15 protein-coding genes and 2 pseudogenes are annotated in these 13,779 nt (G+C 72.3%); 7 read left to right on the top strand and 10 right to left on the bottom strand.

What is annotated here, in order from left to right:
• The first annotated feature begins 7 nt into the window (after positions 1 to 7).
• Entirely contained in the window at positions 8 to 1,642 is a 1,635-nt protein-coding gene (locus ACFXI4_RS39765) for an amidohydrolase (RefSeq protein ID WP_385001075.1), read from the top strand.
• Here the strand turns inward: ACFXI4_RS39765 and ACFXI4_RS39760 are convergent.
• From ACFXI4_RS39760 to ACFXI4_RS39740, 5 genes are read right to left on the bottom strand one after another with little or no spacing between them, the layout of a single operon-like run.
• On the bottom strand, positions 1,630 to 2,898 hold the full coding sequence (locus tag ACFXI4_RS39760; protein ID WP_385001072.1) for a cytochrome P450: 1,269 nt from the start codon (positions 2,896 to 2,898) through the stop codon (positions 1,630 to 1,632). The two genes, ACFXI4_RS39765 and ACFXI4_RS39760, sit on opposite strands and share 13 nt — an antisense overlap.
• Positions 2,895 to 3,500 (bottom strand): ATP/GTP-binding protein, encoded by a 606-nt coding sequence (locus ACFXI4_RS39755; protein WP_385001069.1) that lies wholly within the window; start codon positions 3,498 to 3,500, stop codon positions 2,895 to 2,897. The genes ACFXI4_RS39760 and ACFXI4_RS39755 overlap by 4 nt, the downstream gene beginning before the upstream one ends.
• Positions 3,481 to 3,891, bottom strand: a complete 411-nt coding sequence (locus tag ACFXI4_RS39750; protein ID WP_362732175.1) for a DUF742 domain-containing protein — start codon at positions 3,889 to 3,891, stop codon at positions 3,481 to 3,483. The genes ACFXI4_RS39755 and ACFXI4_RS39750 overlap by 20 nt, the downstream gene beginning before the upstream one ends.
• Positions 3,888 to 4,298 (bottom strand): roadblock/LC7 domain-containing protein, encoded by a 411-nt coding sequence (locus tag ACFXI4_RS39745; RefSeq protein WP_362732177.1) that lies wholly within the window; start codon positions 4,296 to 4,298, stop codon positions 3,888 to 3,890. The genes ACFXI4_RS39750 and ACFXI4_RS39745 overlap by 4 nt, the downstream gene beginning before the upstream one ends.
• Entirely contained in the window at positions 4,295 to 6,118 is a 1,824-nt protein-coding gene (locus ACFXI4_RS39740) for an ATP-binding protein (protein WP_385001066.1), read from the bottom strand. The genes ACFXI4_RS39745 and ACFXI4_RS39740 overlap by 4 nt, the downstream gene beginning before the upstream one ends.
• 304 nt (positions 6,119 to 6,422) lie before the next feature.
• Between ACFXI4_RS39740 and ACFXI4_RS39735 the strand changes: the two genes are divergently transcribed.
• The 4 genes from ACFXI4_RS39735 (at position 6,423) to ACFXI4_RS39720 (ending at position 9,118) form a co-directional block, all read left to right on the top strand.
• The gene (locus tag ACFXI4_RS39735) at positions 6,423 to 6,785 is read left to right on the top strand and encodes a DUF1304 domain-containing protein (protein WP_385001063.1); all 363 of its coding nucleotides are present in this window, start codon (positions 6,423 to 6,425) and stop codon (positions 6,783 to 6,785) included.
• Between the two features lie 8 nt (positions 6,786 to 6,793).
• The gene (locus ACFXI4_RS39730; RefSeq protein WP_385001060.1) at positions 6,794 to 7,357 is read left to right on the top strand and encodes a TetR/AcrR family transcriptional regulator; all 564 of its coding nucleotides are present in this window, start codon (positions 6,794 to 6,796) and stop codon (positions 7,355 to 7,357) included.
• A gap of 107 nt (positions 7,358 to 7,464) precedes the next feature.
• Positions 7,465 to 8,415 (top strand): NADP-dependent oxidoreductase, encoded by a 951-nt coding sequence (locus tag ACFXI4_RS39725; protein WP_385001057.1) that lies wholly within the window; start codon positions 7,465 to 7,467, stop codon positions 8,413 to 8,415.
• Between the two features lie 310 nt (positions 8,416 to 8,725).
• Entirely contained in the window at positions 8,726 to 9,118 is a 393-nt protein-coding gene (locus ACFXI4_RS39720; RefSeq protein WP_385001054.1) for an anti-sigma factor antagonist, read from the top strand.
• Between the two features lie 28 nt (positions 9,119 to 9,146).
• On the opposite strand, the gene tuf is transcribed toward ACFXI4_RS39720, so the two are convergent.
• The 3 genes from tuf to ACFXI4_RS39705 all read right to left on the bottom strand — a co-directional run bounded on the left by tuf (position 9,147) and on the right by ACFXI4_RS39705 (position 12,136).
• On the bottom strand, positions 9,147 to 10,340 hold the full coding sequence (gene tuf / locus ACFXI4_RS39715; RefSeq protein ID WP_385001051.1) for an elongation factor Tu: 1,194 nt from the start codon (positions 10,338 to 10,340) through the stop codon (positions 9,147 to 9,149).
• Positions 10,341 to 10,403: 63 nt separating this feature from the next.
• A complete protein-coding gene (locus ACFXI4_RS39710; RefSeq protein ID WP_362727435.1) occupies positions 10,404 to 11,360 on the bottom strand; it encodes a ribose-phosphate pyrophosphokinase in 957 nt (318 codons plus the stop codon).
• 59 nt (positions 11,361 to 11,419) lie between these two features.
• The gene (locus ACFXI4_RS39705; RefSeq protein WP_385001048.1) at positions 11,420 to 12,136 is read right to left on the bottom strand and encodes an SDR family oxidoreductase; all 717 of its coding nucleotides are present in this window, start codon (positions 12,134 to 12,136) and stop codon (positions 11,420 to 11,422) included.
• 95 nt (positions 12,137 to 12,231) lie between these two features.
• On the opposite strand from ACFXI4_RS39705, the pseudogene ACFXI4_RS39700 reads away from it, so the two are divergent.
• Positions 12,232 to 12,426, top strand: a pseudogene (locus ACFXI4_RS39700) (helix-turn-helix domain-containing protein); the annotation flags it as partial.
• Here ACFXI4_RS39700 and ACFXI4_RS39695 read toward each other — a convergent pair.
• The gene (locus ACFXI4_RS39695) at positions 12,369 to 12,692 is read right to left on the bottom strand and encodes a hypothetical protein (RefSeq protein WP_385001045.1); all 324 of its coding nucleotides are present in this window, start codon (positions 12,690 to 12,692) and stop codon (positions 12,369 to 12,371) included. The pseudogene ACFXI4_RS39700 and the gene ACFXI4_RS39695 overlap by 58 nt on opposite strands.
• A 214-nt stretch (positions 12,693 to 12,906) precedes the next feature.
• Between ACFXI4_RS39695 and ACFXI4_RS39690 the strand changes: the two genes are divergently transcribed.
• On the top strand, positions 12,907 to 13,539 hold the full coding sequence (locus ACFXI4_RS39690; RefSeq protein WP_385001157.1) for a DUF4230 domain-containing protein: 633 nt from the start codon (positions 12,907 to 12,909) through the stop codon (positions 13,537 to 13,539).
• A gap of 14 nt (positions 13,540 to 13,553) precedes the next feature.
• On the opposite strand, the pseudogene ACFXI4_RS39685 reads toward ACFXI4_RS39690, so the two are convergent.
• Positions 13,554 to 13,779: pseudogene (locus tag ACFXI4_RS39685) on the bottom strand (NADH-quinone oxidoreductase subunit D); the annotation flags it as partial.

Raw genomic sequence — 13,779 nt, 5'->3', positions numbered from 1 at the left:
AGGAACGATGTACGCAGATCTGCTCCTCACCGGCGGCCCCGTCCTCACCCCCGAGGGCCCGGCGGACACCGCCGTCGCCGTCACCGGCGAACGCATCACCGCCGTCGGCCCCGCCGCGGGACTGCGGGAGCTGACCGGACCTCGCACCGAGGTGGTCGATCTCGCCGGCCGGCTGCTGCTGCCCGGATTCCAGGACGCCCATGTCCATCCGGTGCCGGCCGGCCTGGAGCTGAGCCAGTGCGACCTGACGGGACGGCGGACCGCCGCGGAGTCCGTGGCCGCCGTACGCGCCTATGCGAAGGCGCATCCGGAGCGGGTGTGGATCCTGGGCGGCGGCTGGTCCATGGAGGCCTTCGAGGGCGGTACCCCGACCCGGGAGCTGCTGGACTCCGTCGTACCGGTTCGGCCGGTGTACCTGCCGAACCGGGACCATCACGGGGCCTGGGTCAACAGCCGGGCCCTGGAGCTGGCCGGGATCGACCGTGACACGCCCGACCCGGCCGACGGGCGGATCGAGCGGGACGCGTCCGGCGTGCCGAGCGGCACGCTCCAGGAGGGGGCGATGCGGCTGGTCGGCCGGCTCGCGCCGCCTGCCACCCCCGCGGACCGGCTCGCGGCTCTGCTGCACGCCCAGCGGTACCTGCACGCGCTGGGCATCACCGCCTGGCAGGGCGCGCTGGTCGGGGACTTCCTCGGCATGGACGATCCGGCGCAGGCGTACCTGACGGCGGCCCGGGACGGTTCGCTGACCGCGCGGGTGGTGGGCGCGCTGTGGTGGGACCGGGCACGCGGCGCCGAGCAGATCCCGGAACTCGTTCAGAAGCGGGCGGTGTTGAGCCATGGGCGGTTCCGGGCGAGTACGGTGAAGCTGATGCTGGACGGGGTCGCCGAGAACGGCACGGCCGCCCTGCTCGACCCGTACCTCGACAAGTGCGGCTGCGCCACGGCCAACCGCGGCAAGAGCTTCATCGACCCGGAGCAACTGCCGAAGTACGTCACGGAGCTGGACGCCCTGGGCTTCCAGTGCCATTTCCACGCGCTGGGCGACCGGGCCGTACGGGACGCGCTGGACGCCGTGGCGGCGGCGCGGGCCGTCAACGGCCCCAGCGACACCCGGCCCCATCTGGCGCATCTCCAGGTCGTGCACCCGGCCGACGTACCGCGCTTCGCACGGCTCGGCGCGACCGCGAACATCCAGGCGCTGTGGGCCGCGCACGAGCCGCAGATGGACGAGCTGACGATCCCCTTCCTGGGTCCGGAACGGGCCGGCCGGCAGTACCCGTTCGGGTCGCTGCTGCGCTCCGGGGCGCGGCTCGCGGCCGGCAGCGACTGGCCGGTGAGCAGCCCGGACCCGGTCCAGGGCATCCATGTCGCGGTGAACCGGGTCGAGCCCGGCGGCGACGCGCCGGTGTTCCTGGCCGGGGAGCGGCTCGGGCTCCGGGACGCGATCACGGCGTACACGGCCGGATCGGCGTACGTGAACCACCTCGACGACACCGGCCGGGTGGCGGCCGGAGCGCTCGCGGACCTGGTGGTCCTGGACCGCGACCCGTTCGCCGGGGACCCCGAGGACATCGCGGACGCGCGCGTGACGCACACCTACGTGGGAGGCGCTCGGGTGTACTCGGCTCAGGAGGACTGAGCGGCTGCGGCCCGGGGGTCGAACTCGACCGGCAGGCTGTCCAGCCGGGACTCCCACGTGGAGGCGGTCGAGGTGAGCTCCTCGGCCGCGACCGCGAGCCGGAGCCCGGGCAGCCGGTGCAGCAGGACGTGCACGGCCGTCTCGACGATGCCCTGGCCGATGTTCTGTCCCGGGCATTCGTGCGGTCCGGCGCCGAACGCCAGATGGGCGTGGTTGCCGGCCACGGAGACCCCGGGGTCCGGGCGTATCAGCGGGTCCGCGTTGCCGGCCGCGAGGCCGGGCAGCAGCAGATCGCCCTCCTTGACCGGGCACTCGCCGAGTTCCAGGTCGCTGGTGGCGAACCGGCCCGGCAGGACGGCGAACGGCGGGGAGTTCCACATCACCTCCTCCAGCACCGAGGTGATGTCGAGTTCACCGCTGACCAGCCCGGAGTGCAGCCCGGGGTCGGTGAGGACCGCCTCCAGCACCCTGGCCAGCAGATTGCTGGTCGTGGTGTGGGCGGTGACCAGCACCGACCGCAGAAGCTGGACGCTCTCGTCCTCGCCGAGCCGCGCGTGGTGGGCGATCAGCCCGGTGGCGAAGTCGGCGCCGGGCTCCGCCCGCTTGCGGGCGGCGAGTTCGGCGAGGACGGCCACGATCCTCTCGTTGTGCGCGAGGGCGTCCGCGCCGCCTGCGACGACGGCGGCGCTGGACTCGGCGAGGGTGCGTCCCTCGCTCTCGGCGAGCCCGAAGACGCGGGTGAGCACCAGCATCGGCAGGTACGCGGCGAAGTCCGCGACCAGGTCGGCCCGGCCGGCGTCCGCGAAGGCGTCGATCTGCTTGCCGGCGAAGTGCGTGACGTGACGGCGGATCCCCCGCCCGGCCACCGCCGCCAGGTTGTCGGTGACCGCGGCGCGCAGTCTGCGGTGCGGTCCGCCGTCCTGGGAGACGCAGTCGGCGTGCCCGCCCACCATCTGCATCAGCGGCGAGTCCTGCGCGACCCGGCCCTCCCGCCGGTCCCGCCAGACCCGGGAGTCGCGGGCGAACTGGAGCGGGTTCTCCAGCACCCGCCGGTTCTCCCGGTACCCGAGCACCAGCCAGGCGGGCACGTCGCCCTCCAGCAGGACCGGGGCCACGGCGCCGTACCGTGCGCGCAGCCGCTCGTGGACGGTGAGCGGGTCCATGGCCGCGTCGGCTCCGTAGAGTCTGGTGACGCCGGTGCCGTGGGCGGCCGGGCAGCCTCCGGCGGCCTCCGGATCGTGCGGCTGTGTGGTCATCGGGGCTCCAGGGCGACGGGCGGACGGTCCCGCAGATGCTCGACGAGCGCGACGAGCACATCACGGCTGGAGGCGCGGTCACGGGCGTCGAAGGCCACGACCGGGATGTGCGGGGCGACGTCGAGAGCGTCCCGGATCTCCTCGACGGGGTGTTCCCTGGAGTCCGGGAACATGTTCAGGGCGACGACGAAGGGCACGTCCTGCCGCTCCATCTCCTCGATCGCCCGGAAGCTGGACGACAGCCGGCGCGTGTCCACCAGCACGACCGCACCGAGCGCGCCCTTGAACAGGCCGTTCCACAGGAACCAGAACCGCTCCTGGCCGGGCGTGCCGAACAGGTACAGCACCAGGCTCTCGTTGAGGCTGATCTTGCCGAAGTCGAGGCTGACGGTGGTCTCGGCCTTGTCCGCGACGCCGACGAGCGGGTCCACGCCGGCGCTGGCCCGGGTGAGGGTCTCCTCGGTGGTGAGGGGCCGGATGTCGCTGACGGAGCCGACCATGGTGGTCTTCCCGGTGCCGAACCCGCCGGCGATCATCACCTTGACCGAGCGGGTCCCCCCGGTGCCGGGGTCACCGGGCCGCTCAAATCCCTTCCAGTCCATTGAGTACCTCCTGGAGCAGCGCGAGGTCGGGCCCGCGTCCGGCGTGGTGGGCCGGGATGGGGTCGCGGGCTTCGATCCGTCCCGCCTCCAGCAGATCGGACAGCAGCACCGCGACGATGTTGAAGGGCAGTCCGAGATGGGCACTCAGCTCGGCCACCGACAGCGGTCGACGGCAGCGCCGGAGTATCTCCTCGTGCTCGTACTGCATCCCCGGGGCGGGGGCGGTGCGGGACACGACGAGCGTCGCCACGTCGATGCCGGAGGCCGGCCCGCCCGGTCCGCTGCGTCCTCCCGTGAGGACGTAATAGCGTTCGAGTCCGTGGGGGTCCTCCCTGCCCGAGGGGGGCCGAGGGCTCGGGGGAGGGTCCGCCGGCCGGCCGGGTGCGCTCATCCAGAGTGCTCATCCAGGCGCCGAGAGGTGCCGAGCAGCTCGCCCATCCGGCGGGACACGTCCCTCATCTGGTGCCCGAGCAGCCCCTGGTCGAGGCCTTCCCGGGCGAGGACCCCGAGATACGTCTCCACACCGGCCCGTACGACGAAGAGATGACCGCCGTCGACCTCGATCATCGCCAGCCGCAGCTGCCCCGCGTACCGGGGGAACTGCTCGGCCACCGGCTGGGCCAGTGCCTGCAGTCCGGCCACCACGGCCGCGAAGCGGTCCACGTCGTCGGGGTCGTCGGCGCCGAAGGAGGTGATGGCCTTGCCGTCGCTGGAGGCCACCAGCGCGAAGCGGATCTCCGGAATGCTCTCCACCAGATCGCGGAGCGCCCAGCTCACGTCGGTTCCCTGTTGCGTCATGCGGACCAGTCGCTCTCTTCAGTGCGGTGCCCGGCGGGACCGCGTCCGGCGGCGTCATCGGCGCCGGACGGGGTCGTGGGCGCCGCTGCTACGTCTTGTTCTCCGGCCGGCTCCACCTCGCCGTCCGTCCGCTCGTCCGCCCCGGGCGCGCGGCCCGCGGCGGCGAAGGCGGCCAGACCGGCGAAGGACTCCTCCGACGGGACCGCGGTGAACGCGGTGACCTCCGCGCGGGCGGGGCGCGCCTCGGGCCGCTCCTCCTCCGTACGGAGCCGGGGGCGCCGCCGGGGCAGTCCGCCCGGGGTGGTGTCAGGGGTCTCGCCGGACTCCGGCCGGCCGGCCGTCCCGGCCGCGCCCGGGCCCTGCGCCCGGTCCGGGGCGGCGCCGGCGGAGGCCGCCGCCGCGGGGGTCCGGGCGACGGGCAGCGGGCCGAAGTACTTGTGCGGGACCACGACGACCACGGAGGTACCGAGCCACGGCGAGTCCGCGAAGGTGACCCGGATGCCGTAGCGGCGGGCGAGGATGCCGACGACCCGCAGGCCGATGGTGGCGTCCTCGGAGATGCCGCCGATGCCCGGTCCGGCCCCGGTGCCCGCCAGGGTCCGCTCGGCCTCGCGCTTCTTCTCCTCGCTCAGGCCCTTGCCGGAGTCCTGGATCTCGATGCCGACACCGTTCGTCACCGCTTTGCCGGAGACGACGACCCGTTCGGTCAGCGGCGAGTAGCGGGCCGCGTTGTCCAGGAGGTGGGCGAAGATCAGCGTGAGATGGTCCACCAGGCCGCCGTCGACGCCGAGTTCGGGCAGGTGCCGGACCTCGACGCGGTGGAAGTCCTTGATCCGGCCGATGCCGCCGCGGACCACGCTGAGCAGGCGCTGGGGCTCCTGCCACTGGCGGCCGGGGCGGTCCGAGCCGCCGAGCACGCCGATGCTGGCGGCGAGCGAGTCGGCGGGGCCGAGCTCCTGGTCGAGCTCCATGAGACCGCGCGCCACGGCGGGCAGCCGGCCGTGCTCGCCCTGCATCTCGTGCAGCCGGCCGCGCAGTTTGCTGGTCAGGACGTGGATGCGGTTGCCGATGCTGATCACGGCCTGTTCGGCGGACGTGGAGCGGTTGAACTCCTCCTCCACGCCGATCAGCGAGGTGCGCAGAATGCGGCGCAGGTCGGCCTGGAGCTCCTTGTCGACCCTCGCGCACTGCTCGGTCGCCGGCAGCAGGTCGTCGACGGCGTCGCCGTCGCGCAGCCGCCTCAGCGCCTCGGGCAACTGCTCCTCGGCGAGCCGGGAGATCGCGGCCCGCTCGTGGGAGAGCTGCTCCTGCCAGACCTCGGCCTGGTCGGCGAGCTGCGCCTCGGCGGACTCGACCTGGGCGACCAGCCGCTCCTCGTAGGCCCGTGTCTGCTCGGCCAGTTGAGCGTCGTAGTGGGCGGTCCGCTCACCGAGCCGGGACTCGAAGGCCGACGCCTGCTCACGGAGCTGCGCGTCGAACGCGGCCGACTGTTCGGTCAGCTGGTCCTCCAGCGCGGCGCGCTCGGCGGAGAACTTCCGCTCCAGGCCCGCAACATGCTGCTGCCACTGCTGCGCCTGCTGGGCCTGCGCATCTCGGTACGCCCCCTCGGCTCGGCGCAGTCGGCCCTGCGAACGGATCAGCAGCCGTACGCACACGGAGCTCGCCGCGGTGGCCGCGGCGCCGGCGACGGCCGCGGTGACGTGCTCGGAGCTCATGAAGGTGGCAGTGACCGTGCCTCCGCCCAGGGCGAGCGGCATCAGCCACCAGCCGTACCAGGCGACAGGGACCCGTGCCGCCGGCCGCGAAGTGGCGAGTTCCATCTGCATCCTTCTGAGCAACACGATCGAACAACAGCGAACAGGGGGCATTGCGCGATGGCCGCGGCCATGAGTGCGCGCCGCGGGACGGGCCTCACGACGGAGGCGCGTCAACTCGCTGCGACGCACGGAGCCTATCGGGTTTGAACCCGAAAGGATCAACCTCGACGAGTAGGGGAGGTGAGGGTTCGGTCACTCTCCGCCAGTTGACGGCAAATCAACAAATACCCATATCGGCGCGAGACCTGCTGGACATCTGTCCAGCTATAGTGGACACCTGTCCAAGAAATGGGGAGGATCCGCGATCATGGAGATCCTGGCGAACGTGCTGGTCGGCCTGATAGCCGCGCTGCACGTGTACATCCTGGTGATGGAGATGTTCCTGTGGCAGAAGGGGCCGGGAATGCGCTTCCACGGTTTCGACGCGGAACTGGCCCGGCGCACCGCGCCGTTGGCCGCCAACCAGGGCCTGTACAACGGGTTCCTGGCGGCCGGGCTGGTGTGGGGGCTGGTGGCGGCCGACCCGACGGGCTTCCGGGCCCAGGTGTTCTTCCTGTCCTGCGTGGTGGTCGCGGGGGTGTACGGCGCGGTCACCGCCAACCGGCGGATCCTGTTCGCGCAGGCGCTGCCCGGCGCCCTCGCCCTGGCCGCCGTCCTCGCCGCCCGGTGACCGGCCCGGTGCCCCGCCCCGCGGCCGAGGACCCACGGGCCGCCCGGACCCGGGCGCGGCTGCGGGCGGCCCTGCTGGCGGAGTGCGCCGAACGGCCGCTGGCCGAGGTGGGGGTGGCCGCTCTGACCCGCCGGGCCGGGGTGGGCCGGGCCACTTTCTACGTCCACTACGACGGCCTGGAGGCGCTGGCGGTCGACGCCTGCGCGGACGTGGTGCGGGACGCCGTGGACGCGCTGCACGCCTGGCGGGGCCGGCCGGATCCGGTGCACGCGCCACCGGCCCTGCGGGACTTCTTCGCGGGGCTGGCTCCGCGCGCGGCCCTGTACCGGGAGCTGCTCACACCGGGCGGCGGCGGCCCGCTGGGCCGGGTGCTGCACCGGGACCTGCGGGCCCGCAGCCTGGCCGAGCGCGAGCTGGCCGGCGCGGCCGACGCCCCGCTGGTCGCCTCGGCGGTGGCCGCCACCTTCGCCGGGGTACTGGCGGACTGGCTGCACGGCCTGCTGGACACCGGCCCCGACGACGTGGCCGACCAGGTCTGGCAACTGCTGGTCGCCCTGCACCTGAGCCGCTGACAGGTCCGGCGGCGGGGGTGCACCGCCGCCAGGGCTGGCACGATTCCATCGAAGGTTGGCCTTCGTGCCATTTCCCGGCCGGGCGGGTTCCGGCAGGCTGGGTCACCATGAGCAATGTGAACACGATGCGCGCGGTCAGTCAGGACGTCCTCGGCGGCCCCGAGGTCCTGAAGGTGATCGAGGCGGCCCGGCCGCGGCCGCGCCCCAACGAGGTGCTGGTCCGGGTGCGGGCCGCCGGACTCAACCCGACCGACTGGAAGCACCGCGAGAACGGCGGCTTCCTCGGCGACCCGCCGTTCGTCCTCGGCTGGGACGTCTCCGGCACGGTCGAGGAGACCGGGATCGGCGTGGCCGCCTTCAAGCCGGGCGACGAGGTCTTCGGCATGGTGCCCTACCCGTTCGGCCACGGGACCCACGCCGAGTACGCGATCGTCCCCGCCCGTGCCCTGGTGCGAAAGCCGGCCGGGATCGACCACGTCCAGGCGGGCGCGCTGCCCCTGGTGTCGCTGACGGCCTGGCAGGCCCTGGTGGAGAACGCCGACATCCAGCCCGGTCAGCGGGTGCTGGTCCACGCGGCGGCCGGCGGGGTCGGCCATGTGGCGGTGCAGATCGCCAAGGCCCGCGGCGCGTACGTGATCGGCACGGCGAGCGCCGCCAAGCACGACTTCCTGCGCGAGATCGGCGTGGACGAGCCCGTGGACTACCGGTCCGTCGACGTCACGGAGACGGTACGGGACGCCGACGTCGTGCTCGACACGCTCGGCGGGGACACCTCGGTGGCCTCGCTTCGGGTGCTGCGGCCGGGCGGGATCCTGGTGTCGATCCTGCCGGTGGGCTCCGCGGAGCTGTACGAGGAGGCCGAGCGGCTCGGGGTGCGGGCGGTGCGGATGCTGGTGGACGCCGACCGCGCCGGGATGCGGGCGGTCGCCGACCTGGTGGAGCGGGGGCAGCTGCGCGCCACCGTCGCCGGGACCTTCCCGCTGACCGACGCCGCCAAGGCGCACGAGGTGGGCGGCACCGGCCGGACCACGGGGAAGCTGGTCCTGGTGGTGGACTGACCCCCGAGGGCTCAAGAGCCGGATGATGGGCACGGGCATGATGATCATGCCCGCGCCCATCTCTGCGATCGGGCGGGTGCGGTCGGCGGGAGGGTCGGGCGCTCCGCTCGGCGTGGCCCGGCACGCGCTTTCTCGGCGGGGTGGCAGCGCTCCCACGTGCCCGTTCGCCGACTGTCGCGCACGCCACAGAAAATGACGCACCAAACCAGCAGACATATGTCAATCGAACATGCTCAAATTCCCTCCATCGAGGGTAACTTGCAAGGCGGGTAACGGAATTGGACCGGCTGGGGTGGGAGGTGATGACGTCGTGCGCCAGGAACCCCGACCGGACACCGGGACGCTCACCCGGCACCTGCGCATCCGCCAGGACCGCGGATGCACGGTGCTGGAGTTCCGGGGCGAGATCGACATCGCGGCGGCGACCGAGATGGCGCCCCATCTGGACCGGGTGACCGCCCGGGAGAGCACCCGGGTGGTGATCGACCTGCTGCCCGTCGAGTTCTTCGACTGCTCCGGGCTGCGGCTGCTGTACCGGGCACGCGGCCGGGTGCTGGAGCGCGGTGGACAGCTCCAGCTGGTGTGCGCGCACCCGCTGACCCTGCGGGTGCTGAGGGTGACGGGACTGTCGCAGCTGCTGCCGCCACTGGCGACGCTGGACGCGGCCCTCGGCCGGCCCGGGGCCACGTCCGGTACGTTGTGACGCCGTCCGGGGCCGGCCCGGGTGAGGACTACTTGAGAATGCCGGTCACCTGACCGGCGCCGACCGTCCGTCCGCCCTCGCGGATCGCGAACTTCAGCCCCTCCTCCATCGCGACCGGCTGGATCAGCTGGACGCGCACCGTGGTGTTGTCGCCCGGCATCACCATCTCGGTGCCCGGCGGCAGCGTGACGACCCCGGTCACGTCGGTGGTGCGGAAGTAGAACTGGGGCCGGTAGTTCTGGAAGAACGGGGTGTGCCGGCCGCCCTCGTCCTTGGAGAGGATGTACGCCCGGGCCTCGAACTCCGTGTGCGGGGTGACCGATCCGGGCCGGATGACGACCTGGCCCCGCTCGACGTCGTCCCGCTTGACCCCGCGCAGCAGCAGACCGACGTTCTCCCCCGCCCGGCCCTCGTCGAGCAGCTTGCGGAACATCTCCACGCCGGTGACGGTGGTCCTGGTCTTCTGCGGGTGGATGCCGATGATCTCGACCTCGCTGTTGACCCGCAGCACGCCGCGTTCGATCCGGCCGGTGACGACCGTGCCCCGGCCGGTGATGGTGAAGACGTCCTCGATCGGCATCAGGAACGGCCGGTCCACGTCCCGCACCGGCTCGGGCACGAACTCGTCGACGGCGTCGAGGAGTTCGAGCAGCGCTGTGGTCCATCGCGGGTCGCCCTCCAGGGCCTTGAGCGCGGAGACCCGGACGACCGGGACGTCGTCGCCGGGGAACTCGTACGCGGTGAGCAGCTCTCGCACCTCGAGCTCCACCAGCTCCAGGATCTCCTCGTCGTCGACCATGTCGGTCTTGTTGAGCGCGACGACGATGTACGGCACGCCCACCTGCCGGGCCAGCAGGACGTGCTCCTTGGTCTGCGGCATCGGCCCGTCGGTGGCCGCGACCACCAGGATCGCCCCGTCCATCTGGGCGGCCCCGGTGATCATGTTCTTGATGTAGTCGGCGTGCCCCGGGCAGTCGACGTGGGCGTAGTGCCGCCGCTCGGTCTGGTACTCGACGTGCGCGATGGAGATGGTGATGCCGCGCTGCCGTTCCTCCGGTGCCTTGTCGATCTGGTCGAACGGGGTGAACGGATTGAGCTGGGGGAACTTGTCGTGCAGCACCTTGGTGACGGCCGCGGTGAGGGTCGTCTTGCCGTGGTCGATGTGCCCGATGGTGCCGATGTTCACATGGGGTTTCGTCCGCTCGAACCTGGCCTTCGCCACTGGGGCCTCCCGTCCGCCTCGGTACGCCGAGCGCGGGTCGGCGCTTGAACTCCTCCTTCCTGTCTAGACGTTGCGCGGCTCGTCGAACAGGGCGCTCACGGACTCACCGTTGTGAATACGGCGTACGGCCTCGGCCAGGGCCGGGGCGATGGACAGGATCCGCAGTTTGTCGGTGTGCTCCTCGAAGGGCACCGGCACGGTGTTGGTGCAGACGATCTCCAGCACGTCGGGCTGCTCGCTCAGCCGCTTGAGCGCCCCGGCCGCGAACAGCCCGTGCGTGCACGCGATCCGGATCGACCGGGGCGGCCCCAACTCCCGCAGCCGCTCCAGCAGTTCGATCACCGTACTGCCCTTGGCGATCTCGTCGTCGAGCACGATGACGTCCCGGTCGGCCACGTCTCCGATGACCGAGCTGATGATCACCCGGTCGTCGGCGAACCGCTGCTTGGCCCCCGCCGCCACCTGGGCGCCGATCAGCCGGGCGAAGGCCGCGGCCTCCTTGGCGTTGCCGAGGTCGGGCGAGACGACGGTGGTGCGCGACAGGTCGTAGCGCCGGAAGTGCACGGCCAGCTCCCGCAGGGCGTGCAGATGGTCGACGGGCACCGAGAAGAAGCCGTGCACCTGCGGGGCGTGCAGGGTCATGGCCAGAACCCGGCTCGCACCGGCGGCCACCAGCAGGTCGGCGACGAGGCGGCCGCCGAGCGAGATGCGCGGGGCGTCCTTCTTGTCCGAGCGGGCGTAGGAGTAGTGCGGCATGACGACGGTGATCCGGCCGGCGGAGGCGCCCCGGGCCGCGTCGCACATCAGCAACAGCTCCACCAGGTGTTCCTGCACCGGCCGGACCAGGGGCTGGATCAGGAAGACGTCCCGCTCCCGGCAGTTCGCCTGGAGCTGTACCTCCAGACAGTCGTTGGCGAACCGGCTGACCCGCGTCGGACTGAGCGGCACCCCGAGGTGCGCGCAGACCTCCTCGGCCAGCTCGGGATGGGCACTGCCGCTGAAGACGGCGATGTCGCGCACGATCCGCTCCTCGCATGATCAATACGGGCTATGTGCTCATGCTACGGACCGTCGCGCTCTCACCACGGAACGGGTGTGCCGTCCCAGGAGAAGAACCCGCCGCTCGGCCCGTCGTCGGGCAGCAGCGCCAGCCGTACGGCGCCACGGGCGGCCTCGGCCAGATCGCCGCCTCCCCCGGCCGCCCCGGGGACCAGGTCGGTGGCCCGCCGCCCCGGGGCCAGGGCGTTCACCTTGATGCCGTCCCCGGCCGGCTCCTGGGCGTAGAACACGGTCAGCGCGTTGAGCGCGGCCTTCGAGGAGCGGTAGGCGGCGGACCGGGGGCTGCCGTGCGCGAACTGCGGATTGGGCCCGGTGCTCCAGGTGAGGGACGCCGTGCCGCTGGAGACGTTCACGACGCGTGGGTGGGCGGAGCGGCGCAGCGCGGGCAGGAAGGCGTCGGTGACCGCGACGACGCCGAAGACGTTCGTCTCGTAGGTGCGCCGGAGATCCTCGACGCCGGTCCCGGCGGGCGGACCCGTGACCGGCTGGACGCCGGCGTTGTTGACCAGGACGTCCACGCGGCCGACGCGGGCGGCGGCGCGCTCGATGCTGCCGGGATCGGTGACGTCGAGGACCAGGAGCCGCGCGTCGCCGCCGATCTCGGCCACGGCCCGCTCACCGTGCTCGACGTCCCGCGACCCCACGAGGACGCCGAAGCCCGCCTCGGCGAGAAGCCGGGCGACATGGAAGCCGATGCCCTTGTTGGCACCGGTGAGGAGTGCTGTGCGATCGTTCATGACGGCCACGTTTCCCCGGCCGGGTCCGCCCTGCCAGGGACCGTCCGTACCAGGCAGCACCGGGAGGCAGCGGTACGGCGAGGACCAGGCAGGAACTGGCCCGCTTCCTGCGGGAGCGCCGGGCGGCGCTGCGTCCGCGGACGGCGGGGCTCGCGCCGGGCACCGGTGCGCGCCGTACTCCCGGCCTGCGCCGCGAGGAGGTCGCGGAACTGGCCCATGTGTCCGTCGACTACTACACCCGTCTGGAGCAGGCTCGCGGGCCCAGCCCTTCCTTTCGCGTCCTGGACGCCCGCTGACGGTCCGGACCGTCCTGGTTCACCAGCCCGTCGGCGTCGCTCAGCAGGTTCGGTACGGCGAGCAGCGGCGGGGCCTCCTCGGCGTTCAGGGAGCTGCGGTCGAAGCGCTGGTCCATGAGCAACTGACGGACGTCGTGGTACCGGGTCACGAGCCACACCGGGGTGCCGGCCGCCAGTGTCCCGAGCCGGGGCGGGCCGGACTCGGGACACGTCGTGCGGTGCACCGGACAAAGGGGCCGAGAGGTGCTCTCTGCGGTCATCCGGGGCTCCTGGCACGCCGACGGCAGGTCACTCCACGCTGAAGCGTGTATCAGTCGTGCGTCAGCTGTCTCAATCGGCCAACAACGCGGTCTGGCAGGGCGTTCGGCGGGCATTCGTGTCGTTGGAAAGGAGGACCGTCACATGGCGAGTTCCACCAAGGAGAGCAAGGAGACCTCCGAGAAGGAGACTCCGGTCAAGGCCCGGCCCCGGCGCATGCCCGGTTGGGCGAAGCTGCTCACCTCGTTCGTGCTGGTGCTCGTGGTGCTGTTCGCCGGGATCAAGCTGGCGGTGCTACCGGGCATCAAGGATCTGTTCGGCACGGAGACCCGGGACAACACGGGCCCCACGCTGCTGAAGTCGATCCAGGACATGAGCCGTTACGACGCGGCGTCGGGCAACTTCCAGGTCGTCGTGGACCTGGAGAAGGACGCCAAGTACCTGCCGAGCGCGATCCGCGGCACCCGCACCCTGTACGTCGGGGCGGGCAACGTCGACTCCTACGTCGACCTCGGGAGGATCGGCGAGAAGGACGTGAAGGTGAACGACGACCGTACCGAGGCCACCATCCGGCTGCCGCACGCGCAGCTGGGCAAGGCCACCCTGGACGCCGACCACTCCTATGCCGTCTCCAAGCAGCGCGGTCTGCTGGACCGGCTCGGAGACCTGTTCTCGGACAACCCCAACAGCGAGCAGGCGGTGCAGAAGCTGGCCGTGAAGCACATCTCGGACGCGGCCAGGACCAGTGGTCTGACCACCCGGGCCGAGACCAACACCACCGACATGCTGGAGGGGCTGCTGCACTCCCTCGGCTTCACGGAGGTGCACGTGTCCTACGGCACGGTCTGACCGGAACCGGGTGATCAGCCGCCCAGCACGCCCGGGAGGGCCAGCGCCCCGAGCGCCGCGGCGCCGACCAGCAGCCAGGCCACGTAGTCCCCGACGTGCCCGGACTGCAGGCGGCGCAGCGGCAGCGCCCGGCCCCGGACCGCCAGCAGGCCGGGGCGGGTGACCGCGAGGGCGGCCACAGCGACGGCCAGGAGCGTGGAGAGGCAGCCCAGCAGGACCCCGGCGGACGTCCACTGGACG

The sequence above is a fragment of the Streptomyces sp. NPDC059224 genome, assembly GCF_042754285.1.
Lineage (GTDB): Bacteria > Actinomycetota > Actinomycetes > Streptomycetales > Streptomycetaceae > Streptomyces.
The sequence above is the reverse complement of the archived record's forward strand: the minus strand, read 5'-3'. Positions and strand labels throughout refer to the sequence as shown.